We start from the raw sequence: 26,425 nt of genomic DNA on the forward strand, positions 1-26,425 counted from the left end.
AAAAAAGTAAAAAACTTATTTCTAAATTGATTAAATAGATAAAATAGAAGGGATTATTCGTCCGAATTTTCCGATTTCATATTAATATACTCCGGAAGTGGACTTACAAGTTCTGGCGTTTCATTTTCAGAATTTTCATCATCGGTTTTAGTCTTTTCGCCAACAAATATTTTACGAAGCAATTCTTTGAAGGTGTCGAAATCGACATTATAAGAAATACCCACACCTTGAGTGTAACCTATTTCTTCACCAAAATCTTGAATACTATTTTCTCGGTTAAAAACATTTGCGGTTAAAGTCCCTTCTTCGTTTAGTAAAAAGTTGACTTCAATATCACCTGCAATTACAGTTTGACTAACACCACCAACAGGAACATCGACATTACCATTAATCATAACACGATCACTAATTTGAGTTTGAAGTGTCACCCCAAAACGATCATCTGTTTGATATTCGGGATTATTCTCGCCCAATTCGTAATTTAAACCAATGTTTAACTTGTTATCACTATCTGAAAATAATCCGTTTACAATACCATTTAAACGTTCGGTTAACGTCCCATAAGGATTAATTCCCGTTAATCCGCTAGAAAATGAGCCTGTAGTAAGTAAATATAAAGCCTGATTATCACGATCTTCTTTAGACTCTAGTCTGTATGTTAACTCTGATTTTACTGTCGAATTTACATTTGGAAATTGAAAACCAAAATTAACTTCTGGTTTTTCGAGTTGTTCGGTCAAGTTAATCTCTACATTAACAGGAATACTCTTATTTATAGGATTATCTAATAAAGGAGATGGGTTTGCTTGTGTTTTATAAATCGCTTTTAAATCGATTCTTGCACCTAGTGGATCTCCATCCCAAGCTAAGGTTCCTCCGGGTTCTACAGTAAACTCTTTCTGAATTAAACCACCATACATAAAGTTGTATACCCCTTTAAACACAGCAAAATCACCATAAATATTAAACTTACCGTTTGTATTAATTTCAATTAATAACCCACCTACTCCTCGACCTTTAATCGTACTTCCTGAATCACGATCCATAACAATTTCGATTTCAGCATCGTTATTTACATCCAAATCAAAATCTAACTCCAAGCCTTTAATATCCTTTACAAAAAGTTCTTTTCCATCTAACCTGGCTTGTTTTTCTTCCGGACTTAAAAAATGTATAAACGTATTATCTCCAAAAGATTCGGAGTCGTTCATTGGGATTTTAAAAACAGTTCCTTTTTTTGTTTCTCCAATTACAGAAATAGCGAGTTCGTCTGTAGGTCCATAAATAGTTGCTTTCCCTCCTATATATCCTGTACCATAATATAAAGCATCTTCTGTATAGTCTGTATTAAGCACCAATAAACGATCTGTTGTAATGTCTATGCCTAAATCCCAATCGGAAAAATTATTATGTCGTATAAATCCGCCTAAAATACCTTTTGTATCGAAAGCGTTATCGGTTATTTTAATATTATCGAAACGAAATTCTTGATCTTTTAACAAGACACGAGAGCCTTCAGCAAAATTAAAATTGGTATTTAATAAAGGCACTAGTAATCCTGCTTCTTTTAAGTTTAAAGCACCTTCTATTGATGGTTCATTTAAGTCTCCAATAAGTTTAGCTTCACCTGTAACAAATCCGCGTATATCACTAATAACATCTTTTCCTAGCGGACTAAATGGTTGTAAATTGAAATTTTCAAATTTTAAATCCACATCGATATGGGATTCATTATTTATAGCATCAATATATCCAATAGCGGCAAACGAATTAGTTACATCGTTTTTAATTTTTGCATTCACAAAATACCGTGTCAAGTTCTCGTTTCCTGTAATATTACCAGAAAAGGAACCTAGATTAAACGTATTTACGACTAGAGAATCTATAGTAACATCCGAACTTGGTGTGTAATTTCCTTTTTGCTGAAGTATGTCTATCTTACCATTTAAAATACCGCCCAAGGTCAAGCTGTCAAACTTAGGCGTCACTTTTTCTAAATCTACTTTATCGAAATTAAGAACTAAATCTTTATTTAAAGAATCTTTTAAAAACCCTTCTAGAGTAATTACTTCCTCGCCTAAAGACATGGAAAGTTTATCGATATTAATATCTTGTAAATCGCGAGAAATTTCTATTTTGTTTAACGTATCCCGATCTATATTAATATCCCATTTATTATTTTTAAACGTAACATCTGATTTCTTAAAACCGAAAACAGAATTGTTATCAGCATTAATCGTGTGGTAAAAGTTTAAATTAAAAATATCGTCATTACGCTTTCCTCCCTGAAATTCTGTACGCATAAACAAGGTATCGTTCATGGTTTTATTTACTAAGCTAAATTTTGAAATATCGTAAAGCTTGGTGTAAAAACTATCAATTTCTATATAGGTATTATACAGTGGATTTGTGTTATTCACATCTATCTCGATATTACTAGCAAAATAATCAAAGAGTCTAATTTCTGGCGACTTGAATTTAAAATTCACCATTTCCTGATTACTTTGAACGTGACCATTTACAAAAGTGTTTTTACCAAGTTTGATGTCTGGATAGAAAACTTCTACAATTTTATTATAAATACTAAAATTGAAATCTAAATATTGATTCTGTTTTATAGGATCTGGCTCAAAATTACTATAGATACCGCCAATGGCATTTCTAAACATAATCCCGATATCTCTAAACCTAAAAATCCCGCTCATTTCTCCTTCTATAATATCTGGAGAATCGATCATGACATATCTAATAGAATCTCTAAACACAGAGGTTATCGTAAAATCGTCAAACACATAATTATCGTGTTCGTTTAAATAATTGGCATCAGACATTGCAATAAGTCCTTCTACATCGTTAATAGATGTTCCTATAGCACGCATTTCTACCAATCCTTTAAACGTAGACAGTGTATCTCTTTTTACAAAATTTAATTTTCTTAAATCCGCATATTGCACATCGGCAACGAAATCTACCATATTTGTTTGCCTAGAAAAATCTGCAATACCATTAAAATCTAGCTTAAAATTAGGATCGTCAATCTTTAAATTTCCGTTATAAATACTTTTTTTAAAGTTTCCTAAAACAGAAATATTACTATATGTGTAGTTATTAAATTCAAAAGAAAACACTTTTCCGTTAACCTTAGTGTCTACATTTTCTTCGGTAAAGCCACTTCCTTCTATAGCGATATCTAGAGACGTTTTACCTAATTGTGTATTATCTATATAATCCCCAAGGTCGAAATCTGTAACCACAATATTTCCCTTGTATTTTGCTTTATCAATATCATTAATATCTGTTAAAACCAAATCGGATTCTATTAACCCTAAGGAGGTATTCATCCTTAAATTGGCTTTTATTATTTTGGTAGTTACTTCGGAAGTTCCCGTAATATTAAAATACCCAAATCTATCAAAGTTAGAGGGGATTGTCTGTCCTAGTAAATTTGGCAATAATGTAATTAAATCTTTATATGTTGAAGACAGTCGGGTAAAATTACCTTTCATGTAAAAACTATCATCAGATCTATTAAATAAGTTCTTGAAATTAAAATCGCCAATAATTCTAGACCCTCTGTTGGTTTTTAAATTAAGGTTGTCCAAATTTAAATCGTTTAAAGTCCCCGTTAATAAGACTGAAAAATCGGCATGCTGATTGACACCAAATTCATCATAAAAATAATTCAAGTCATTTAGTGCTAAATCGGCAGATGTAATATTAGCATTCACCTGAACTTTATCTGTGAAAAAACGAAGATCTTCGCGATCAAATTCAAATCGAATATCCCCTTTTAAATTAGACTCCGCTGTTTTTAAATCTAAATTCGCGAACGTAATATCGTTTAACGTATACGCAAAATTAGTACTCATATTATCTATATGCAGTCCCCTACTATCGGTTAACTCTAAAGTATTTATTCGGGTAGACACTTTGGGCCCGTGAATTAAAAAATTAGAAGCATTGATGGTAACATCATTAAAAACCATAACCTCTGGTGTCTCCAAATTGTCATTTGTAAATGTAAAATGCCCATTATAGATAGACACATCGCTGGAGGATAGTAAAAAATTACTCGGAGTATCGTCGTTATTATCATTATCGAAACGCGCCACAAAAACATCCAAGTTTGTTTGCTCTTCGTCTTTGTATGTTTTGATATTGAAATCTAAATCGGTTAATTCAATCTCTGAAAACACCAATCTACCATTATAAAGATTTCTAAAATTTACAATATGCGTTTGAAGGAGTTTTGCACTAATTAAAGTATCTTGCTTATAGTCTTCTATATAGATATTTTTAACCTGAACTTCGCCATTAAAATGAAGACCCACAGCGCCTATATTAATATGCGTGTGGAAAGACTCATTTAATTTAGATGTAGCATATTTCCCTAATCTGGTTTGCACCCCAGGAATTGCTAAAATCACAATTAAAATGACGAATAGCAGAAAAATGATGACTGCTAGTTTGGATAGTATTTTTAAAAATTTTTTGATACGGTTTAAAGTTATAACTTTGAGCCCAAAAATAACAATACTTCTAATACATTCTAATGCATTCAGAAAATATTTACATTTTAGGAATTGAGTCTTCTTGTGACGATACTGCAGCCTCTGTAATACATAACGGAAAAATATTAAGCAATGTTGTTGCTAGTCAAAAGATTCACGAAGAATTTGGAGGTGTAGTTCCAGAACTTGCGTCTAGAGCACACCAGCAAAATATTGTTCCCGTAGTCGCCCAAGCCCTTTTAAAGGCTGGTATTTCTAAGGACGAACTTCATGCCATTGCATTTACGCGTGGCCCTGGACTCATGGGTTCCCTATTAGTAGGAACATCTTTCGCCAAATCTCTAGCTTATGGTTTAGATATCCCACTAATCGATGTAAACCACATGCAAGGTCATATTCTTGCACACTTTATAGACGAAGACGGATTTAATAAACCTCCGTTTCCTTTTCTAGCCATGACAATTTCTGGAGGACATACACAAATTGTAAAAGTGAATAGTTACTTCGACATGGAAGTCATTGGTGAAACTATAGATGATGCGGTTGGTGAAGCTTACGATAAAAGTGGAAAAATTTTAGGTCTGGGTTATCCTGCAGGTCCCGAAATTGATAAACGTGCGCAATTAGGTGATCCGAAAGCTTATAAATTCACGAAACCGAAAGTAGATGGTTTAAATTTTAGCTTTTCAGGCTTAAAAACAGCTATTTTATATTTCATTCAGAAAGAGGTAAAAGCCAATCCTAATTTTATAGAAGAAAATATAAATGATGTTTGTGCATCTATACAATATACCATTATTGGTATTTTAATTGATAAGTTAAAACTTGCGAGCAAACAAACAGGCATAAAACACATTGCAATTGGTGGTGGTGTATCTGCAAATTCAGGTATTAGAAAAGCACTTAAAGATGGTGAACAAAAATTTGGTTGGACCACTTATGTTCCTAAGTTTGAATTTACAACAGATAATGCAGCTATGATTGCCATTGTGGGCTATTTAAAATATTTAGATCAAGATTTTTCAGAAGCCAATATTACTGCTTCTGCACGTTTAAAAATATAAGCTTATCCATAAAACCTTGGTCATTTAATAACCGAAGCTATTTAAATTATGCAATTATTTTACAATCCCGATATTACCGAAATTACCACTCAAATTGCGTTTTCTAGAGAAGAGAGCAGACATATTGTAAAAGTGTTAAGAAAAAGTACGGCCGATAAATTATTCGTCACAAACGGTAAAGGGTGGTTATTTACTGCAGAATTGAATCTGGCCGATGTTAAGAATTGCTTAGCAACAATTGTAGATAAAACATTTCAAAACGCTAGAGATTACAACATTCATCTTGCTGTGGCTCCCACAAAAATGAATGATCGCTACGAATGGTTTTTAGAAAAGGCTACGGAAATAGGTATCGATAGTATTACGCCTATTATTTGCGACCATAGTGAACGAAAAGTTGTAAAGATAGAACGGTACGAAAAAATTTTACAGGCCGCTATGAAACAATCTTTACATTATTATATGCCTACTTTAAACGAACCTGTTGCATTAAAAACATTTATAGAACAACAACAAACAGGAACTTGTTTTATAGCCCATTGCGAAGAAACCGATAAAAAATCGTTAAAACAGTTAATCAAACCCAAAACAGACCTTACTATTTTAATAGGTCCAGAAGGAGATTTTAGTATAAAAGAAATTGCATTGGCTCTTAAAAACAATTTCATTCCTGTAACTTTAGGACACACCAGATTACGCACAGAAACAGCCGCTATTGTTGCCTGTCATACCGCAGCATTAATTAATGAATAAATTACATATGAAGTATTTTTTAGTCCTTACCTTATTTGTAATAACCTCTTTTGTATCTGCTCAAGACGTTGCAGTATTGCATTATAAAGGTGGAGGAGATTGGTATAGTAATCCGACTTCACTTCCAAATTTGGTTAAATATTGTAATACGCATATCAATACAAGGATAAATACTGATGTTCAAACTGTAGAGACGGCAAGTCTCGATATATTTCAGTTTCCTTTTATTCATATGACGGGACATGGAAATGTGTTTTTCGACGACAACGACAAAACAAATCTTAAAAATTATTTAATTTCTGGAGGTTTCTTGCATATCGACGATAATTATGGTTTAAAGCCATACATTACTAAAGCCCTAAAAGACGTATTTCCAGAACAAGATTTAATAGAATTACCAGCGACGCACGAGATTTTTCAAAAACCAAATTCATTTCCTGAAGGCTTACCAAAAATTCATGAACACGATGGCAAACGCCCACAAGCCTCCGCCCTATTTCACAACGGACGTATGATTGTCCTTTTTACAACTGAAAGTGATTTGGGAGATGGTTGGGAAGACCCTGAGGTCCATAACGATCCTGAAGATGTTCGCGAAAAAGCACTTAAAATGGGTGCAAATATAATTTATTACGTTTTTAATCATTAAGATTTAAATGGCTCAACTCAATCATTATAATACGCAATTCAGTAAAAAAACATTTCCAATTACATTGGTTTGCGACAACGTAACTAACGCACCAAACATTGGAAGTTTATTTAGAACAGCTGATGCTTTTGGAGTTGAAAAACTCATTTTATGTGGTCCATATATTCCTTTGGGACGCAAAATGACCAAAACATCTCGGGCAACCGAAAAAGTGGTCCCTTTCGAAATGCAGTCAGATATTAATGAAACGATTTCTAAATTAAAATCTGACGGATATCAAATTATAGCTTTAGAAATTACAGATTCAAGTATACCGCTAAGAGAAGCTAATTTCAATACTTCTCAACCTATTGCACTACTTATTGGAGATGAAAATTTTGGCGTTTCGGAAACCCTTTTAAAAGTGTCGGATATGGTCGTACATATAGATATGTTTGGACAAAACAGCAGTATGAATGTTGTGCAAGCAACTAATATTATTTTATACGAATTAACCAAACAAAGTCTTTAATCCTTTTATCTATATTTACGTTATGAATTCAAGAACGATAGCAAACGGCATTTTAAGGGCAATATTTACACTAGTGTTTATCGCTCTTATCTTATATTTTTTATATCAGATACAATCTGTTATTGTATATATTGTTATTTCTGCAGTCATTTCTCTTACCGGATCCCCTTTAGTGCAACTCTTTAGAGACCGTTTTAAATTTAACGATTCTGTTTCTGTAGTACTGGCTATGCTCTTAATTGTGGGATCACTAATTGGATTAATATTACTTTTTATTCCTTTGGTTATTGAACAAGGTCATAACCTATCGCTCTTAGATATTAATAAACTTCAAGGTAATTTTAATACTGTCTATTTAGAAGTCGCACACTATTTAGAGGGCAAACATATATATTTAGAAAAGTCGTTAAAAGACTATCATTTACTATCCAAAATTAATTATTCCGTTATACCAGATTTCTTAAACTCTATCTTAAGCGGATTCGGAACCTTTAGTATTGCTTTTTTCTCAGTATTATTCATTTCGTTTTTCTTTTTAAAAGATAGAAGAATACTGGAAAACAGTTTTATGATTCTCGTTCCAGAGAGTAAAAAACATCGCGTAAAAAAATCGTTATACACCATTAAACACTTATTATCTAGATATTTCCTTGGCTTACTCATTCAAATTTTAATTTTGTTTGTCATTTATGCCATAGTACTTTCTATTTTCGGAATTAAAAACTCCATTGTCATTGCATTTTTATGCGCTCTATTAAATTTAATCCCATATATCGGACCGTTAATTAGTGCGATTTTAATGATTGTTTTAACGCTATCTAGTAACCTCCAAAATGAATTTAGTATTGCACTTTCTACTACAATTTATGTTTTAATCGGATTTGGTTTTGCACAATTAATCGACAACTTTTTTAGTCAGCCTATAATATTCTCACGTAGCGTTAAATCACATCCCTTAGAGATATTCTTAGTTATAATTATTACCGGAATTCTTTTTGGAATTATAGGTATGGTAATCGCCGTGCCAGCATATACTGCTCTGAAAGTTATTATGAAAGAGTTTTTATCTGAAAACAAGATTGTAAAACACCTTACTAAAGATTTATAGCAACGCGTTGAACAAACTAATATTAAATACTGAAATTCAAGATTTTATAACTCGTAATTTAAAATCTAATGTCACATCTATACTACTAAAAGGAACTACTTTTGAAGGAGTAGAAACATCCGATATTGTAGAACAAATAGAAGCAAAACAACGTTGTGTAAACAAATTACCAAGTTGGTATAACACGCCTAATATTTATTACCCGAATAAATTAAATATAGAGCAAACATCTTCAGAACGTACAGCCGAACACAAAGCGGCCTTACTTTCCGGAGATTCTATTTTAGATATTACAGGTGGTTTTGGAGTGGATTGTTATGCCTTTTCTAAACAGTTTAAACACGTCACTCACTGCGAAATCAACACCAATTTAAGTGACATAGTGGCTCATAACTTTCAGCAATTAAAAGTTGATACTATTAGAACTATTCCTGAAGATGGAATTTCCTATTTAAAAAACTCAACGAAGATATTCGATTGGATTTATGTAGATCCTTCCAGACGTCACGATAGTAAAGGCAAAGTATTTTTCCTTAACGACTGTTTACCTAATGTACCAGAACATTTGGATCTCTTATTTAAACATGCCGATAAAATATTAGTTAAAACCTCTCCCCTTCTAGATATAACTATTGGATGCCAAGAGCTAAAATATGTAAAAGCACTATATGTGGTTGCTTTAAATAACGATGTGAAAGAATTATTATGGGTTTTAGATCGTAGTGCATCTAACACCTTTACGGTACATACAGCTAATATTACCAAGCATACTATAGAATCTTTTGATTTCCCTATTGATCTAGAAAGTGAATTATATACAGAATACAGCACCCCCTTACGCTTCCTTTACGAGCCTAACTCCGCTATTTTAAAAGCTGGGGCTTTCAATTCTGTTGCGCATCAATTGGGCGTATTTAAACTTCAGAAACATTCTCACTTATATACTTCTCAAGAAAAATTAGAATTTCCAGGGCGTGTCTTTGAAATTATTAAAACGATACCTTTTAACAAAAAAGCAATTCAGAAAGAAGGCATAAAAAAGGCGAACATTACGACTCGTAATTTCCAAGACTCGGTTTCAGATTTAAGAAAGAAGCTTAAAATTAAAGACGGTGGCGATGTGTATTTGTTTTTTACCACTGATTTAGAGACGAATAAGATCGTAATTATCTGTAAAAAAGCATAACGCATCTTCAACTAGATGTAAGTATCCTATTCTTGTTTCGACTTTTAATTAAACCTAAACCAATTAAAATGAAACTCAAAATTTTAGCAATTTTCGTTCTAGTCGTATTTCAAAGTAGTTGTTCTTCTAACGACGATTCCACTATTATCAACGATTCCATTACTGTCGGCGAAATGGAACAAGAAGATATTACATCTGTTATGGGAGATTTTATAAACTCTGCTCATCCAACTTCTGGTGTCGCGACTGTAAATGAAGAGCGTACAGAATTAAAACTAACAAATTTTAAATCTGATGACGGCCCGATATTGGAACTATATTTAGCGACCGGTTTAGATGTTAATGATTACATTACTTTGGGTAAATTAAAAGGTTTGGATGGAGATTACACCTACTTATTACCTAATAATACAGATATAACAAAGTATAAATATGCAGTTGTTTGGTGCGTAGATTTCTCTGTTAATTTCGGATATGCCGTTTTAGAATAAAAGGACTACTTTAAAGGGCGTCAATATAAAACCAACAGCCATTTTCCTTAACAAATCTAGAGTTTTCATGTATCATTTGTAGCTCTCCTTCTTCTTGAAAGATCGCTTTAAATTCGACTGTTCCCTCTGTATCTGCTTCTAGTCCTTTAGTCGTTTTTAGGATATCAAGTTTTATCCAATCTACAGATTTAGACCATTGTACAATAGATTTTTTCTCTTTAGAAGGTCTTGTGCTTTCATGATGGCTTGCCATTAAATAATCGCCATTTGCAAAAACAAAAGCAGCATAGCGAGATCGCATTAAATCTTCGGCAGTTTTTACTTGCGTCAGATCCAAATGTGCAATTTCGCAACAATCTTTATACAATTTCTCACTACAACACGGACACTTCATAACACTTATGAATTAGATTGATTTTCTTGAGATTTCTTTACAATAGCCTTTAAACGCTCCTTATGTAATTCTTTTTCGGTGCGTAATTTATTCTTTTTACGATCCATTAATTTGGAATGTTTCGCCTTATTTTTTGTATTCTTTTCTTTTCCCTTTTTAGCCATTGTTCCAAAATTTCGTTTCAAAATTACGATTTAATAAATGCGTACATTCAATAAACGGAATAATTAATTCAATTTATTTTAATGCTTTCTTATAAAATAACCTAAAATGCTTTTATATCTTCGCAAACAAAAATAAAGGATATGTTAAAGGCAGTTTTATTTGATATGGATGGTGTTATTGTAAATACCGAACCCCTACATTACAAGGCATATTACGACATGTTTAAAACTGTTAATATTGAAGTCCCTCTCGATTTATACCAAAGTTACACAGGGCGCTCTACAATTAGTACCTGTAAAGGAATTTGTGAGCATTTTGGGTTGCAAAATGATCCTGAAGAGCTGGTGCAATTAAAACGTAAAGCATTTCAAAAGCTTTTTAAAAACGATCCTGATTTGGACCTCCTTCCTGGAGTACTAGATTTAATACAAAACTATTACAATAACGGAATTACACTTGTTTTAGCATCATCTGCATCACAAATTACAATTCACGATGTGTTTACGCGCTTCGAATTAGATCAATATTTTAAAGGTCGTGTTTCTGGAGCAGATCTTGAAGCCTCTAAACCACATCCAGAGATTTTTGAACGTGCAGCAGAAATTGCAGGTTTTAAACCTTCAGAATGTATGGTTATTGAAGATTCAACGAGTGGTATAAAAGCATCACATGCGGCTGGAATCTATTGCGTGGCTTACAAGAGCGAGCATTCTAAAAATCAATCCTATACATTGGCTAATAAATTGATTTCCGATTATAGTGAAATCACATACGAAAACATAAAATCTGAATTCGAAAATTAAGATTACTTTATCAATAACGCTTTGAAGTCGGGATAGGTACCTTTAAAAATATTTAAATCGATAAATCCTTCTACGCCTTCAACCTGTCCGCGTTCTGTAAACTGCCATATGCTCCACGGTTGTGTAAAGGGCTCGGCATAATTACCATAATTAGCAATCCAAATGGGATATTTATCGAATTCAGGAGTATTTAAGTGCTTGCGATAAAAGTGATCTCCCGTATAAATTATTGGTGTTACACCGTAATGCAGTTCGACATCGACTAACCATTTTTTAATTCCGATTTTTAAATTCTCTACAGACTGAATGGTCGATAAGTTTTCGATATCTAAAATTGGAGGTAAATCTCCTGGATTTAAAGTTACATGACTTTTAAACTGTTTTGCCTGACTTAGCGAGTGCTGGTTTGGTCTATAATAATGGTATGCACCACGAACAACCTCTTTACTTTTTATAGTTTCCCAACGTGTTATAAAAGTACTATCTAGTCCATCTATTCCCATCGTTGCTCTAATAATAATAAAAGCAATAGGAATGCTATCGTTAATGTAATTAACTTGATTCCAATCGATTTGCCCTTGATAATGAGATAAATCTATACCGTATAAATATCTTGGATAGCGCTTAAAAATAGATTCATTTTTAGAATCTGCAGTACTTGGGGCTTGGCTCAGTCTATGGTACAAAATACTTAAATCGATTCTAAAGTAATATATAGCCAAAACAAGCACACTAATACAAGCTATTATTAAAGATATAATTACTTTTTTCCGGACCATGAACACAAAACTAATATATTAAAATTGGATAAAAAAAAGACACATGGAAATACCATGTGCCTATTTTGTATTACCGCTTAGTAATACCCCCTAATTAACTAATAGCTATAACAAATATAAACTTTAGTGATTTAATAGACTTACGGTTTTACCGTAATTCCTGAATCTTTTTTTTAAGCTATTGAAAATCAATTTGTTTGATTGCAAAATAAATTTTGTTTTTTCGAAAAATAAATATAAAAGCGGTTTATGTCTGCCATATTACACGAATTATTGACAAATAAGTGCTAATTCTTTACAATTTTATTATTTTTTTTGATGATTACCCTTTACTTGTAATCATTTATATGAGATACATTACGGAAGATTAATTAAGTACATTCATAGACCTATTTGTACTGATTGTATGTCCCACTTCTTCACCAAATAGATATTCAGTACTTACATTTTTAAGAACTGGCCCATGCAAGCGCTCTGTTTAAATTCCGCTATAATAATTTTCTCAATTAATTTGTAAGTCTCCAATAACCTCACTGTTTTCAACACTAACTCCTGTACATATATAAACAGCTTAATCCCTTAAACAATCCATAACACAAAACCAAGAATCTAAACCTATGGCATTATAAAGGTCTATTAATACGTACCTCTCCTCTTTGGTCATGGTTAATATTACATGTTTCCAACACCATAAATACAATTTAATTTGGCATGATAATCCATTAAAATAGACAACGATAATAGCAAGAATGACGCAATTTATGTCATAGCATTCGATTTCAATTTAATATCAACTGAAATACAAACCAGATTTTTAAAAAAACAGGTGGTATAAGGTGTTTTTAAGCGATAATTTGCATCAAAAACGATTTGTGCATCTTTTATATCAGTAACATTTCACTAATTTTACATCATGGAAAATTCTAATAGAAAATTTACCTTAAAAGTTATTGTAGGTTATATTATTTTAGCTATTGTGGCCGTTACCACAACATTTTTGGTTTTTTCAGAAATTAAAAACTTCTTAAATCTCAAACGTGATGATGTAACTGATAGAAATAAAATCATTGCTGTTGGAAATTTAATTGCAGATATTTATGAAAATGAAAGTTTTGCCAGAGCTGCCATACAAAGCGGATCTGAAAGTCAGTTTGACCTATACATATCTAAAAACAGTGCTTTAAATGCGGATATAGATAGTTTAAAAGTTAAGCTAGACAACGAACATCAATTTCTACTATTAGACAGTGTTAAACAATTAATCGCCGTAAAATTTTATAATATTAAGGCTCTAAAACTGATTAAGGAAGATGATATTTCTGAAAGATCTATAGAAAATGCACTGACAAGAATAAATGCTATAGAAAGTTCTGTTGGCCGATTAACTATTTTAGATTTTGCTGAAGATCCAGAAGCCCTGACACCTGCACACCGAAAATCTATTGAAGAATATATTGCTATTGTAAATAAATATCGTCCTAAAGAACAAGACGAAGAAAAAAGCGAAAAACGATTAGATTCTATTGTTGTGGCTGCACGAGATTTACTTAAGCAAGTTAAAAGGGATGCTCTTATTCAGAAAACCAATTTATCGAATAAAGAAAATTCACTTCTAAAAAGTGATTTAAATGTTTCTCAAAGTTTAAGGAAATTACTTTATAACTTAGAACATGAGATTCTAGAACATTCCGAAAAAATAAACCAACAGCGCGATTCTGCTTTAAATAGAAGTACAAAAATTTTAAGTCTAGCCACTATTATAGGCACTATTTTAGTTATACTATTTTCATTTATCATTTTAAACGATTTTTGGAAAAGTCAGAAATACAGAAGAGATTTAGAAAAAGCGAATGCCTATACAAACTCCCTACTTCAAAGTCGGGAACAACTAATTTCTATGGTAAGTCATGATTTACGCACACCCCTAAGTACCATTACAGGCTATAGCGATTTACTAGCTAAAATTATTAAAGAAAGTAAACCTAAATATTATATCGATAGGATTTCTAAAGCTTCGAAATACATGAAGGATTTAGTGGATGATTTGTTAGAATTTTCGAAATTAGAACGCGGCAACATCTCTATAGATAAAATTCCTTATTTACTGAATCCCATAATTGATGAAGTTATGGTTAGTGTAAAATCGGTATATCCAGATAAGGCCATAAATTTAAATATTGTTTATAATTCTAATATTGAAAAATCCATTCTTGGAGACCCTTTTCGCGTGCGACAAATTCTGTATAATTTGGTTGGAAATGCATACAAGTTCACCGAATCTGGAGAAATAAAAATTGAAACTAAAAGCTTTAAAAACATAGACAGAAAACCGTTTATACAAATTCTAGTTTCAGATACTGGAATTGGAATACCTACTGAAAAACAATCTATAATTTTTGAAGAATTCACTCAAATTGAAAGTCACAATGAAAAGAAATATGAAGGCTTCGGATTGGGATTAACCATTTCTAGAAAATTAGCAAATCTATTAGGCGGCGAATTATCATTTACTAGTGAAGAAAAGAAAGGAAGTACTTTTATACTAACACTTCCTGTAGAATACAGCGTAAAACCTGTTGTTAAACTAAAACCCAACACTGAAGTGATTGCATCAAATTTAAACGTTATTGTAATTGACGATGATGCCTCATTAAGACAATTATTAACAGACATTCTTCAAGATAAAAATATAAATGTAACGGCTTTCGAGACTGCAAAAAAAGCACTTAAAGAGATGAAGAATTTGCCTTACGATTTAGTCATTACCGATATCCAATTACCAAATATGAATGGCTTCCACTTTATGGAAACGTTGAAGGCATCAGACTTTTATAAAAATCAGCCTATAATTGCCTCTACGGGACGAAAGGATTTAAAAGGAAAAGTATATAAGGATAGTGGATTTGTCGATATTATTTTCAAACCCTATGGTGCAGACGATTTAATAAATACCGTTAGCAAATGGTTACCTGGTGTAAAAATAGAGCCTGTTTCTCAGACTAATTCGGAAGATATCCTGAAGTTTAAACATTTTAATTTAACTCCAATTAGTTCATTTTTAAACAACGACATCGAATCTTTAAAAGACACATTACAATTGTTTTTAAATGAAACTGAGATAAACTTAGAGACTTTAGAAACAGGTATTAAAACTAAAAATTTAGAGAGCATACATGCGACAAGTCATAAAATGCTAACAATGTTTAAGCAATTGGAAATTAATAGCGTTATACCGTACTTAAACTACTTAGATAGGCTAGAAGATATTAATGATAGTTCCTTAGAGACAACCTTTGAAAACCTTAAAGCAAATGCAAGTTTAACAGTTATAGAAATGGAACAGTTTATAGACTAATATTGTATTCCTTTATTTTATTGTATAGCGTTTTACGGGTCACATTTAACAATTTTGCTGCGTGTGTTTTATTATTATTCGCTTGTTCTAATGCACGAATAATCAAGTCCTTTTCATTGTCTTTAGTCGAGAAACTCTTTCTTTGTAATGGTTCTTGCTTAGAAGTAGCACTTTGCGTGAGCTCCATAGGTAACACCTGTTGTTCAATTAAATCGCCAGTTGTTAATAAGGTTGCTCGTTTTACGACATTTCCAAATTCCCGTAAATTACCAGGCCAAGAATAATTCTGAAATATCTTTAAAACCTCGTCACTAAATCCTATTACATTTTTATTTAATTGCACATTTGCTTTATCTAAAAAGTAATCTGCAAAAATAATGAGGTCGTCTTTTCGTTCGTGTAAATTTGGAATTTTAATCGTGAATTCGTTTAATCTATGATATAAATCTTCTCTAAACTCACCTTCATCTACAGCTTTTAAAAGATCTTCGTTCGTCGCTGTTATCAATCTTATATCAACCTCAATTTCTGTACTACTCCCTAAAGGTTTTACACGACGTTCTTGCAATGCACGAAGTAATTGAATTTGATTCTCGTAAGATAAATTACCGACTTCATCTAAAAATAACGTTCCATAATTAGCCGACTCAAAATGTCCTTTTTTATCACTTACAGCGCCTGTAAACGATCCTTTTTTATGTCCGAAAAATTCACTTGCAGCGATTTCATTAGGTATAGCACCACAATCTACAGCGACAAAGGGTTTGTTTTTTCTTGAGCTTGTCTTATGAATAGATTTCGCCACTACTTCTTTCCCGGTACCGCTCTCTCCAGTAATTAAAACCGACATATCTGTAGGTCCAACCAACTGAATATATTCATTTAATTTTTTTGAAGATGAACTAATACCTGTCACAAATTCTGAATTAATTCGAGTTTCTTTCTTTACAACCTCCTTCGGAACACTAACTGTTTTTTGTTCAGATTTTAGAGCATTACTTATTACATGTAAGACTTCATCCTGGTTAAAAGGTTTGGATATATAATCGATAGCACCTTGTTTCATAGCTTTTACTGCTGTAGAAACTTCGGCATAGCCAGTCATTAAAATTACGGGGGTTTTCTCTTTATTCTTTTTTACTATTTCTAATAATTCCAATCCATTGCCATCAGGAAGCCTTAGATCGGTAAAAATTAAATCGAAATCATCCTTTAAAATTATGGCTTTGGCATCCTCGAAACCATAACTAATAGTTACGGTATAATCGTGTTTTTCTAAAAACCGTTTAAGCATATTAGAAAAAGCAACATCATCTTCTATTAAAAGGATTGACTTCATGTAGTGTTTGAAAAGTAAAATATTAAGCCCTAAAATTAAGCAAAAAAAAGAGGGTGCTTTAATAAAACACCCTCTTTTCTCTTAATGGATTTAAAATTATATTATAACTTATATTTTAGCTTTATTAGTAACTAAAATCTAAATTTCATAGTCTGTAATTGGTATAAACTCAATCTAAAATATTTCACTAATAGATTAATTTTTATTTTTAAAATCTTCCTTACTGACTAGAAACAAATTAAATAGAATAAATGGTTAATTGGTTTTATCTATTTATTAATCCATTTTCCTGTAGCATCTGCATACACTGTTTCAATGGTTCCTGACATACTTAGGTCTAATTTATATTCATTGACTTCATTCATGTAGGCCTTTAAAATAGTGGCCTTAGGAAAATCTACGGTAACCGCCTCTTGAACAGCAGATGGTAATTCAGTAACTTTAATTTCTTTAAACTCTTCTTGCAACACAAATGCGCCATCCTCAAATGTTAAATGTACCGGTGAAGCGGCATAAAAACTAATATTACTAAATACAAGTGCTGTAAATGCTAATGTTAAAAATATATTTCTCATAACTTAAAAATTTAATGTTAATCAATTATTTATTACTAAACCGCCTTAACGGTTATGCTATTATTTATTTATCCAATGTCCGTTTTCGTCTTTAAAAACAGTGATTATAGAGTTGTCTAAATTAAGTTCGAGTTTGTATTCTCTTAAATCGTTTCTATAGGCTTTAGAAATCTCTACTTCTCCATGATGTTTAACAACTTCGTCTAAAATTGCTCCTGGCAATTGATTGATTTCAATAGGTGTAAAATCTTCTTGAAAAACGACATCCATAATTCCGTCGTGAAAAAACATAGTCTGTGGAGTTGTTGCATAGGTCGAAATTCCTCCGAGTGCCAGTGCCGATGCTATTACAATATTCTTCATTTTCAATATATATTAAACTGTTCTTTTAATTATTCTGATTAGTAATATGAAATAAACATGCCATGCCTAATAAATAGAGAAGCAAACATATAAAAGCTAGTAAACACAAGGGGTTTAATAAAAAACAAAAGGAAGATGATAAGGAGTAAATGGGAAATGTGTGTAATAAAAAAGTGTTTCCTGTAAAAAAATTACACACTATTTACACAGTTGAACATGATATTATTGAATCTAAGCGTATAATAAAAATAAAGGATCCAAGACAAATCTTCCAAATGAATTGAAATCAGAATAGAATTAAGCAAAAAAAATCAGACACCTAAAAAGTAGATGTCTGATTTTTATATGTAAATGTATTTTATAGTAGTTTACAACTCGATTTTAACATTATGCTCTCTCACTTCGTCTAAATATTCTTCAATTTTAAAATCTACAGAATTGAAATTTTCACTGCGTTTACGCGCTTGTTTTTGTCTTTTAATACTTCTTGCAAATCGTCGTATACTATCTGGACTATCTAAAATAAGACCAGGAACTTCAATACTATTATGCGCCTTGTCCTTTGCTACCATGGTAAAATAAGACGAATTACAATGTTTAATGACTCCTGTATGTATATCTTCAGATTCTACTCGTAATCCAACAACCATAGATGTTCTTCCAGTGTAATTTATCGATGCTTTTAAGGTTACCAACTCGCCAACGGCAATCGCATTTAAAAAATCGACCTTATTCACAGAGGCGGTCACCGAGTAATGCTCTGAATGTTTTGAAGCGCAAGCAAATGCAATTTGATCCATTAAATTTAATATAAACCCTCCATGAATATTTCCTCTAAAATTAGAGTGTGAAGGCAACATTAATTGGGTCATTGTGATCTGGGAATCTTTAATATGCTTAAATTTCATAATTCTTAGTTTGTAGTATTCTAACGTTTAAATGTAATTATTTTTCCGATAACGTTACACATCAGTGTAAATTACTATTAATATTAATCTATAACGACCTGTTTTGTAACAATATTTTATTAATTACGCACTAATACTTACAATTAAACAATAAAAAACTACGTATTTAGCAAAAAAACCTAAGTACCACAAAAACGAATTCTATTTATAAATCCTTTTTATACCCAAATATTACTTATTTAGTCATCTTATTGATTGCTTACAGCGGTTTACTACTCTCTTTTCGCTTATTAAATACTCAAAATGGATACTTCTAAAACTTAATTATAATATTTTAGTTATCGTTTAATCCACAGTAATTACATTTGCACAAATGAATCTTAGGATTCTTTAAACCGAAATTTAAATGGCTTCAGGATTTTTTGCTTTATTAGACGATATCGCCGCATTGATGGATGATGTAGCAACCATGGGGAAATTGGCGACTAAAAAAACAGCTGGTATTTTAGGAGATGATTTAGCCGTAAATGCAGAAAAAGCTTCAGGGTTTTTATCGTCCAGAGAAATACCTGTATTATGGGCAATTACCAAAGGATCGCTTAAAAATAAAGCAATCATCTTGCCTTTTGCCTTCTTGCTAAGTGCCTTTTTACCTCAGTCCATCCCTATTATTTTAACTCTAGGAGGATTGTATTTAGCATACGAAGGTGTCGAAAAAATATACGAGTATTTTGTTCCTCACCATCATCACGCCGAAAAAATAGTAGAAGCAAGAACGGAAGATGACTTATTAAAACTAGAACAGGAAAAAGTTAAAGCGGCCATAGTCACCGATTTTATTTTATCTGTAGAAATTGTTATTATCGCTTTAGGAACAGTGGTTGGACATCCATTAACGACTCAAATTATTGTGGTTTCTGTAGTTGCGCTGTTGGCAACAGTAGGTGTTTATGGTATTGTTGCTCTTATTGTAAGAATGGATGATTTCGGGTTAAAACTGATTAATTTAAATGAAGAAGACAATAGTTTTTCTGATAAAGTTGGACGCATCTTAGTACAAGCACTTCCTTGGGTAATAAAAGGACTTGGTGTGGTTGGAACCATCGCCTTACTATTGGTCTCTGGCGGTATTTTTCTTCATAATATCCCGTACTTACATGATCTTTTTCACGCACTTCCAAGTATGTTATCTGAATTAATATCAGGTACCGTTATAGGCTTTCTGGTTTTATTAATTATTACTGCATTTAAAAAATTGAAATCAAAGAATTAATACCGGTAACGGATCATAGAATTAAATATTTCAAATTTTTCAGATTCAAACATATACTAAATCAAAAAAGCGTCATTCTAAAATGACGCTTTTTTTAAAGAGTTAGTTTGCTTGTAAGCTGATTGTTATAAACCAAAAGTAGACATTACATCCCATATTACGCAACAAGTTTCAATATTCCTTATGTTTTTTTTTAAAACAAGACCAATTGACACTTAATTCATTAGCGATTTCATTTAAAAATTAAGAGATATAAACTTTAAGCCATTAAATTTACATTTTAGACTTAACGTCCTTTAATATTAATTATAATGAAAAGAATTATATCCATATTTATTTGTGTTTTATGTTTTGCAAACACCCTTTTAGCCCAAGAAATCCCCGCATTTAAAATCGTGCCATTAGGCGTTAAAGGTGGTATAGACGAAACTAATTTATCGGCGTATATGGTTGCTCCCATTAAAACAAACGATTTTATATGTCTAGATGCAGGCACTCTTTATGCTGGTATTGAAAAAGCCGTTAATAATAAGGTTTTTAACACTTCTACAAGTCATGTGTTACGAAACTACATTAAAGGGTATTTTATATCACACGCACATTTAGATCATGTTTCTGGCCTTATTATTAATTCTCCTGCCGATTCCTCGAAAACAGTTTATGCAACACAAAAATGTATGACTATGATGCAGAACCATTATTTTAATGGAGAGACATGGGCAAATTTTGGAGATGAAGGTCCTGGAGATCACATAAAACGATATCACTTCGAAACATTAAACACGCTTCAAGAGATTGCAATTACAAATACAGATATGTTTGTCACTGCTTTTCCTCTTAGCCATGTGAGCCCATTTGAGAGTACAGCATTTTTAATTAGACAGAATGATGATTATATTTTATACTTGGGAGATACAGGCCCAGATGAAATTGAGCACAGTACCAATTTAAAAGCTTTATGGACAACGATTACTCCATTAATAAAAAAGAAACGGTTACGTGCCATGTTTATAGAAGTTTCATTCCCCAATGAACAAGCAGACTCGGCATTGTATGGACACTTAACACCAAACTGGTTTTATAAAGAATTTAAAGTATTACAACAGTTAACAGGCGAAAAAGCACTAATAGGATTTAAAACGATAATCACGCACCAGAAACCGCCAGAAGAAAATACGATTAAAATTAAAGCGCAATTAGAGAAACAAAATAATTTAGGTTTAGATTTAATATTTCCAGAGCAAGGTGTGTCACTAGAATTCTAAAAAATACGACAGTTATATCCACAAAAAAAGCCTTTCGAAAAATCGAAAGGCTTTTACTTTTTGGGTGGAAGACCGGATTCGAACCGGCGACCCTTGGTACCACAAACCAATGCTCTAACCAACTGAGCTACAACCACCATGTAACTGCATTTTTGTAATGCGTGTGCAAATTTAAGCGATTTTATAGAAATTCCAAACCTTTTTTAAAAAAAATATCATTTTAATTTAAATAAATTTTCGACCGCCACATAACGCTCTGATGTAAAGCCCTCTGCATATTCGACTCCAATCATGCGTCCTAAATCTTTTGCACGATAATTTACACTATCGGTAAAATTTTTGCTGGAAATTGGTGTTTCAGGCTCTTTACTTTCTGGATCGAAGAACTGGGTCTTGTATGCTAAAACTGCTTGTTCTTTAGTTTCTATAAATCCAGTAACATCGACAACGAAATCTGGAGTAATAGGTTTCCACTGTATATAATGATAAACATGTTGTGGTCTCCATTGTATTTGAAGCTCACCTCCTACTTCGGTCTCTATCTTTTTTAATCCGCTTAAAAAACAAGCATCACTAACAAGCTGACTGCCTTTTCCATGATCTATATGCCGATCGTCGATAGCATTGCAAAGCACAATATCCGGTTGATATTTACGAATCATTTTAATAATTTCTAACTGATGCTTTTTATCATTTACAAAAAATGCATCAGCAAAACCTAAATTTTCACGTACAGAAACGCCTAAAATTCTTGCCGCTTCTTTTGCTTCGGCATCACGAGTTTCTGCTGTACCTCGCGTTCCTAATTCACCGCGAGTTAAATCTATAATCCCAACTGTTTTTCCGTTGGCTATTTCTTTTGCAATGGTTGCGCCACATCCCAATTCTACATCGTCTGGGTGTGCCCCGATTGCAAGTATATCTAATTTCATTTACTTTTTTTTAATTTAAAAGATCTGCTGTTCCACCTTAAATATTTAGGCTTCTATTTTAGCCTGTTTCTTCACCGCTGTTATAGCCTGTTCAATATCGTCTATTAAGTCGTCTTTTGTTTCTATTCCTACAGAAAAACGAATCAAACCATTGGTTACACCAATACTGTCGCGTTCCTCTTGACTTAATAATCCGTGCGAGGTCTTATATGGCGATAACATGGTGCTTTCTACCCCAGCCAAACTCATAGACGATTTTATTAATTTTAATTCTTTTTGAAAAGATACCGCGTCTAATTCATCATTCAATTCGAACGATAGCATACCTCCATAACCTCTCATCTGAGATTTTGCTAAAGCATACTGCGGATGACTTTTTAAACCTGGGTAATACACATTTTTAATGTCTGAATGTGATTTTAAAAACTTCGCCAATTTCTTCGCATTTCTGTTCTGAGCCTTTACACGAAGTACCAATGTTTTTATACTACGCTCTAACATCCATACCATAAAATCGCTTAAACTACCTCCTAAATTTTTGGCAACATTCCAAATAATTTTCATGTGCTCATTAGAACACGCTACAGCTCCAGCCAATATATCGCTATGTCCGCCAAGGTATTTGGTAGCAGAATGCAGTACGATATCAATTCCAAAATCTATTGGATTTTGATTTACAGGACTTGCAAATGTATTGTCTATAATAGATAATAATCCTTTCTCTTTGGCCAATGCAGAAATCCCTCTTATATCGGTAATTGTTAGAAGCGGATTGGATGGTGTTTCAATATAAATCACCTTTGTATTCTCTTGTATTTGGGCTTCAAAATCTGATACTTCGTAACCATTAGTAAACGAAAATTCTATCCCATACTTAGGAAACTCCTCACGTATAAAGTTACTCGTCCCTCCATATAATGTATTTTGTACCACAATATGGTCGCCTGTCTTTAAAAAGGCAAGTAAAACGGTACTAATAGCAGCCATTCCTGATCCAAAAATCATTCCAGCTTCAGCATGTTCCAAAGCGGCTATTTTTTTTGATAAATATTCTTGATTTGGCGTGTTAAAATAACGTGGGTAACGTTTTACATCGACGTCTTCAAACTGATAAGATGTAGACATATAAATTGGAGATACAGCACCTTTAAACTGTTCATCCTTTACCTCCCCGACATGGGTACATATCGTTTGTAATCCTAATTTTTTAGTCATGATTTTAGCTTTTTATCCAAGAAATAATTGATTCATCTGTAGGTAATGTTTTTGGTGAAACGACACGCACAACATAACCGTTTTCATCTATTAAATATTTTTGAAAATTCCATTCGACCTCAGAATCTTCTAATCCATTTCTTCCTTTTTGAGTTAAAAATTTATAGACATCGTCCATATCAGATCCTTTAACAGAAATCTTACTCATCATAGGAAAAGTGACACCGTAATTGGCCTCGCAAAATGCTGCGATTTCTGTATCTGTTCCTGGCTCCTGACTTTTAAAGTTATTTGCAGGAAAACCAACAATAGTAAAACCTTGATTTTGGTAGGCTTCGTATATCTCCTGAAGTTGCTCGTATTGTGGTGTTAACCCACATTTACTCGCGGTATTTACAACCATAACTTTTTTTCCTTTTAAGGTTGAAAAGTCAAACAGGTTTCCATACAAATCTTCAACCTTAAATTGGTAAAGTGTTTCCTTTTCCAAGGCACTACTTTTATCCACTGTAGTGGTTATTTCTTCACTAGGTACTATAGACGTTTCTTTCGCATTTTGCTTACAACTACACAGTATAAAAGCAAGTACTATTATTAAAGTATTTTTCATCTTATAAAGGTATAAAATAATTTAATCACAACTATTATTTCTAGATTACCATATGAAGCAAAAAATACCCTAAAATGGGTATTTTATATATTATACATTTCTTTTACTTTTGAAGTATACAATTTGACTATGTTGTCTTTAATTAGGAATTTTAAAGATTAATCATATAAACGTGCTATTAATTAATTCGAAAAAACTACTATAACCTCGTTGTTATGGTAGTTTTTTTTTAGGACTTCGTTTTAGTTTTTAGCATGGCATTTTGTTCTTCTAATAGCTCTGTAATTCCAGCCAATAACTGAATATCTTTTGGCGTAGTAACTGTTTTGTTTTTGGGATCTTGTGATTTATTTCGTAGTCTATTCATAAACTTCACTACTATAAATACGGTAAAACCAATAATTATAAAATCTAAAAATGCCTCAATTAACGCGCCATAACCTATAGCAATGCGCTCTGCTAAAACACTACCACTAGCGTCTTTTACCGCACCCCTTAACACCCATACTTTATCTTGAAAATGAATACCGTCCGATAACAGAGATAATGGAGGCATAAAAACTTGCTTCACCAACACATCGATCACCTTGTTAAACGAGGCCCCTATAATGATACCAACAGCCATGTCGATCATATTTCCCTTAATCGCGAACTCTTTAAACTCTTGTATTAATTTCATGTTTTTTTATGACAAATATATTTTTAATCTCTAGCATCTCAAAATGATTTATTATATCTTAATATTAGTCTTATAACTAATAAACACAAATATTATCTTTTAAGCTAATATTATAAATTATTAGTTTTAGAGCTAATAATTTTGACGTTATTAAAAATTCTAATATATTTGATATAAACCATTATAAAAATGATTGCCATAATAACAGGAGACATTATAAATTCTAGAGCACAAGATGCTAGCGCTTGGCTAACCGAATTAAAAGCCATGCTTAATTTATACGGACAAGCGCCTAAGCAATGGGAAATATACAGAGGCGATAGTTTTCAATTAGAAATAGCTCCTGAAAAGGCCTTAAAGACAGCGATTTTAATAAAAGCGAGTATAAAGCAATTTAAAACTATAGATGTAAGGATAGCCATTGGGATTGGGGAAAAAACATACGATGCCAATACCATTACAGAATCCAACGGAAGTGCTTTTATTAATTCTGGCGAGTGTTTTGAGCAGTTAAAAAAAACAAATCTAGCCATGAAATCTGAAGACTCAGAATTTGATACCGCTATAAACATAATGTTAGAATTGGCTCTATTAACCATGAATACCTGGACACCAACTACAGCATCTTTGGTAAAATTAGCATTAACCAAACCTGAAGTAAATCAAATAGAATTAGCCAAATTAACACAAAGTACTCAAGGCAATGTAAGCCAAGGACTAAAACGTGCAGGCTATGACGAAATCTTAAAAATGATACAGTTCTACACTAAAAATATTTCACTATGATTGCTCTTTTTATAAAACTATTCCTCGCCCACCTTATTGGTGATTTTCTATTGCAACCCACAAAATGGGTTATAGACAAGGAAGAACGCAAATTGAAATCTAAATATTTATATTTTCATATTGCCATTCATTTCACAGCATTACTTGTAGTGCTTCAATTTAACTTTAGTTACATCTGGGGTGTTATTATAATTACCCTTTCACACTTTATAATCGATACTCTAAAATTATATTTAAATACCACAGTGAACTCCCGTTGGCTATTTAGTTTAGACCAATTGGCTCACCTTATTATTTTAGCATTTGTTGTGTCTATTTACGAACCGCTTTCTATTTCTATAGATACATTTTACAACACAACATTCTTACTTGTTATTTGCTCTATTATTTTTGTAACTGTGGTATCTTCTGTGATTATGAAAATTATAATCTCTAAATGGCAATTAGAAGATAATAACGAGGCTTCTCTTAAAGACGCTGGAGCTTATATTGGCATGTTAGAACGCTTATTTGTATTCTTATTTATTGTGATGAATTTCTGGGCAGGAATCGGGTTTTTAATCACTGCAAAATCAGTATTCCGTTTTGGAGATTTATCGAAAGCAAAAGACCGAAAACTAACAGAATACATTTTAATTGGTACCCTGATAAGTTTCGGTCTTGCAATATCTTGCGGATTAGTTTTTAACTATATACTAATACATATTTAAA

The 26,425-nt window shown here is 32.3% G+C and carries 25 protein-coding genes and 1 tRNA gene; 13 read left to right on the top strand and 13 right to left on the bottom strand.

Features of this window, described 5'->3' with window-relative positions; genetic code table 11:
- Nucleotides 1-53: 53 nt before the first annotated feature.
- Nucleotides 54-4,427 (bottom strand): translocation/assembly module TamB domain-containing protein, encoded by a 4,374-nt coding sequence (locus tag ACFFVB_RS04850; RefSeq protein WP_382381587.1) that lies wholly within the window; start codon nt 4,425-4,427, stop codon nt 54-56.
- Between the two features lie 125 nt (nt 4,428-4,552).
- Here ACFFVB_RS04850 and tsaD point away from each other — a divergent pair, with 125 nt between their 5' ends.
- The 7 genes from tsaD (at nt 4,553) to ACFFVB_RS04885 (ending at nt 10,273) form a co-directional block, all read left to right on the top strand.
- Nucleotides 4,553-5,575: a tRNA (adenosine(37)-N6)-threonylcarbamoyltransferase complex transferase subunit TsaD gene (gene tsaD / locus ACFFVB_RS04855; RefSeq protein WP_382381588.1), complete on the top strand. Its 1,023-nt coding sequence runs from the start codon at nt 4,553-4,555 to the stop codon at nt 5,573-5,575.
- A 48-nt stretch (nt 5,576-5,623) separates the two neighbouring features.
- A complete protein-coding gene (locus tag ACFFVB_RS04860) occupies nt 5,624-6,328 on the top strand; it encodes a 16S rRNA (uracil(1498)-N(3))-methyltransferase (RefSeq protein WP_382381589.1) in 705 nt (234 codons plus the stop codon).
- Nucleotides 6,321-6,977 carry a DUF4159 domain-containing protein gene (locus ACFFVB_RS04865; RefSeq protein ID WP_382381590.1) on the top strand — a complete coding sequence of 219 codons (657 nt, stop codon included), beginning with the start codon at nt 6,321-6,323 and terminating at the stop codon, nt 6,975-6,977. Before ACFFVB_RS04860 ends, ACFFVB_RS04865 begins: the two co-directional genes overlap by 8 nt.
- Nucleotides 6,978-6,984: 7 nt before the next feature.
- Nucleotides 6,985-7,488 carry a TrmH family RNA methyltransferase gene (locus tag ACFFVB_RS04870; protein ID WP_382381591.1) on the top strand — a complete coding sequence of 168 codons (504 nt, stop codon included), beginning with the start codon at nt 6,985-6,987 and terminating at the stop codon, nt 7,486-7,488.
- Nucleotides 7,489-7,510: 22 nt separating this feature from the next.
- A complete protein-coding gene (locus tag ACFFVB_RS04875; protein ID WP_382381592.1) occupies nt 7,511-8,596 on the top strand; it encodes an AI-2E family transporter in 1,086 nt (361 codons plus the stop codon).
- A 7-nt stretch (nt 8,597-8,603) separates the two neighbouring features.
- Complete coding sequence (locus ACFFVB_RS04880; RefSeq protein ID WP_382381593.1) at nt 8,604-9,782, top strand: THUMP-like domain-containing protein; 1,179 nt, start codon at nt 8,604-8,606, stop codon at nt 9,780-9,782.
- 68 nt (nt 9,783-9,850) lie between these two features.
- The gene (locus ACFFVB_RS04885; protein ID WP_382381594.1) at nt 9,851-10,273 is read left to right on the top strand and encodes a DM13 domain-containing protein; all 423 of its coding nucleotides are present in this window, start codon (nt 9,851-9,853) and stop codon (nt 10,271-10,273) included.
- 10 nt (nt 10,274-10,283) lie between these two features.
- On the opposite strand, the gene ACFFVB_RS04890 is transcribed toward ACFFVB_RS04885, so the two are convergent.
- Nucleotides 10,284-10,667: a YchJ family protein gene (locus ACFFVB_RS04890; protein WP_382381595.1), complete on the bottom strand. Its 384-nt coding sequence runs from the start codon at nt 10,665-10,667 to the stop codon at nt 10,284-10,286.
- 5 nt (nt 10,668-10,672) lie between these two features.
- Nucleotides 10,673-10,852: a hypothetical protein gene (locus ACFFVB_RS04895; protein WP_382382239.1), complete on the bottom strand. Its 180-nt coding sequence runs from the start codon at nt 10,850-10,852 to the stop codon at nt 10,673-10,675.
- Nucleotides 10,853-10,972: 120 nt separating this feature from the next.
- Between ACFFVB_RS04895 and ACFFVB_RS04900 the strand changes: the two genes are divergently transcribed.
- Nucleotides 10,973-11,635 (top strand): HAD family hydrolase, encoded by a 663-nt coding sequence (locus ACFFVB_RS04900; protein WP_382381596.1) that lies wholly within the window; start codon nt 10,973-10,975, stop codon nt 11,633-11,635.
- A 2-nt stretch (nt 11,636-11,637) separates the two neighbouring features.
- On the opposite strand, the gene ACFFVB_RS04905 is transcribed toward ACFFVB_RS04900, so the two are convergent.
- Nucleotides 11,638-12,414 carry a GH25 family lysozyme gene (locus ACFFVB_RS04905; RefSeq protein WP_382381597.1) on the bottom strand — a complete coding sequence of 259 codons (777 nt, stop codon included), beginning with the start codon at nt 12,412-12,414 and terminating at the stop codon, nt 11,638-11,640.
- A gap of 913 nt (nt 12,415-13,327) precedes the next feature.
- Here ACFFVB_RS04905 and ACFFVB_RS04910 point away from each other — a divergent pair.
- Nucleotides 13,328-15,769: an ATP-binding response regulator gene (locus ACFFVB_RS04910; RefSeq protein ID WP_382381598.1), complete on the top strand. Its 2,442-nt coding sequence runs from the start codon at nt 13,328-13,330 to the stop codon at nt 15,767-15,769.
- Here the strand turns inward: ACFFVB_RS04910 and ACFFVB_RS04915 are convergent.
- The 4 genes from ACFFVB_RS04915 to ACFFVB_RS04930 all read right to left on the bottom strand — a co-directional run bounded on the left by ACFFVB_RS04915 (nt 15,759) and on the right by ACFFVB_RS04930 (nt 18,954).
- Nucleotides 15,759-17,108 carry a sigma-54-dependent transcriptional regulator gene (locus tag ACFFVB_RS04915; RefSeq protein WP_382381599.1) on the bottom strand — a complete coding sequence of 450 codons (1,350 nt, stop codon included), beginning with the start codon at nt 17,106-17,108 and terminating at the stop codon, nt 15,759-15,761. The genes ACFFVB_RS04910 and ACFFVB_RS04915 overlap by 11 nt on opposite strands.
- Before the next feature lie 269 nt (nt 17,109-17,377).
- Nucleotides 17,378-17,683, bottom strand: a complete 306-nt coding sequence (locus ACFFVB_RS04920) for a hypothetical protein (RefSeq protein WP_382381600.1) — start codon at nt 17,681-17,683, stop codon at nt 17,378-17,380.
- A gap of 60 nt (nt 17,684-17,743) precedes the next feature.
- Nucleotides 17,744-18,046 carry a hypothetical protein gene (locus ACFFVB_RS04925; protein ID WP_382381601.1) on the bottom strand — a complete coding sequence of 101 codons (303 nt, stop codon included), beginning with the start codon at nt 18,044-18,046 and terminating at the stop codon, nt 17,744-17,746.
- Between the two features lie 368 nt (nt 18,047-18,414).
- Nucleotides 18,415-18,954 carry an acyl-CoA thioesterase gene (locus ACFFVB_RS04930; protein WP_382381602.1) on the bottom strand — a complete coding sequence of 180 codons (540 nt, stop codon included), beginning with the start codon at nt 18,952-18,954 and terminating at the stop codon, nt 18,415-18,417.
- Nucleotides 18,955-19,360: 406 nt separating this feature from the next.
- On the opposite strand from ACFFVB_RS04930, the gene ACFFVB_RS04935 reads away from it, so the two are divergent.
- Nucleotides 19,361-20,227, top strand: a complete 867-nt coding sequence (locus ACFFVB_RS04935) for a DUF808 domain-containing protein (RefSeq protein WP_382381603.1) — start codon at nt 19,361-19,363, stop codon at nt 20,225-20,227.
- A 311-nt stretch (nt 20,228-20,538) separates the two neighbouring features.
- Nucleotides 20,539-21,492 carry an MBL fold metallo-hydrolase gene (locus tag ACFFVB_RS04940; protein ID WP_382381604.1) on the top strand — a complete coding sequence of 318 codons (954 nt, stop codon included), beginning with the start codon at nt 20,539-20,541 and terminating at the stop codon, nt 21,490-21,492.
- Between the two features lie 62 nt (nt 21,493-21,554).
- Here the strand turns inward: ACFFVB_RS04940 and ACFFVB_RS04945 are convergent.
- The 5 genes from ACFFVB_RS04945 to mscL all read right to left on the bottom strand — a co-directional run bounded on the left by ACFFVB_RS04945 (nt 21,555) and on the right by mscL (nt 24,928).
- Nucleotides 21,555-21,630: transfer RNA gene (locus tag ACFFVB_RS04945), tRNA-His, on the bottom strand.
- Between the two features lie 77 nt (nt 21,631-21,707).
- A complete protein-coding gene (gene bshB1, locus ACFFVB_RS04950) occupies nt 21,708-22,424 on the bottom strand; it encodes a bacillithiol biosynthesis deacetylase BshB1 (protein WP_382381605.1) in 717 nt (238 codons plus the stop codon).
- Between the two features lie 45 nt (nt 22,425-22,469).
- Nucleotides 22,470-23,639 (bottom strand): trans-sulfuration enzyme family protein, encoded by a 1,170-nt coding sequence (locus ACFFVB_RS04955; protein ID WP_382381606.1) that lies wholly within the window; start codon nt 23,637-23,639, stop codon nt 22,470-22,472.
- 4 nt (nt 23,640-23,643) lie between these two features.
- Nucleotides 23,644-24,249: a glutathione peroxidase gene (locus tag ACFFVB_RS04960; RefSeq protein ID WP_382381607.1), complete on the bottom strand. Its 606-nt coding sequence runs from the start codon at nt 24,247-24,249 to the stop codon at nt 23,644-23,646.
- 229 nt (nt 24,250-24,478) lie between these two features.
- Entirely contained in the window at nt 24,479-24,928 is a 450-nt protein-coding gene (mscL, locus tag ACFFVB_RS04965) for a large conductance mechanosensitive channel protein MscL (RefSeq protein WP_382381608.1), read from the bottom strand.
- Nucleotides 24,929-25,117: 189 nt separating this feature from the next.
- Here mscL and ACFFVB_RS04970 point away from each other — a divergent pair, with 189 nt between their 5' ends.
- Nucleotides 25,118-25,714, top strand: coding sequence for a transcriptional regulator (locus ACFFVB_RS04970; RefSeq protein WP_382381609.1), 597 nt, complete (start codon nt 25,118-25,120; stop codon nt 25,712-25,714).
- Nucleotides 25,711-26,424, top strand: a complete 714-nt coding sequence (locus ACFFVB_RS04975; protein ID WP_382381610.1) for a DUF3307 domain-containing protein — start codon at nt 25,711-25,713, stop codon at nt 26,422-26,424. Before ACFFVB_RS04970 ends, ACFFVB_RS04975 begins: the two co-directional genes overlap by 4 nt.
- Nucleotide 26,425: the final 1 nt, after the last annotated feature.

The sequence above is a fragment of the Formosa undariae genome (assembly GCF_042427615.1).
GTDB classification, from domain to species: Bacteria; Bacteroidota; Bacteroidia; order Flavobacteriales; family Flavobacteriaceae; genus Formosa; species Formosa undariae.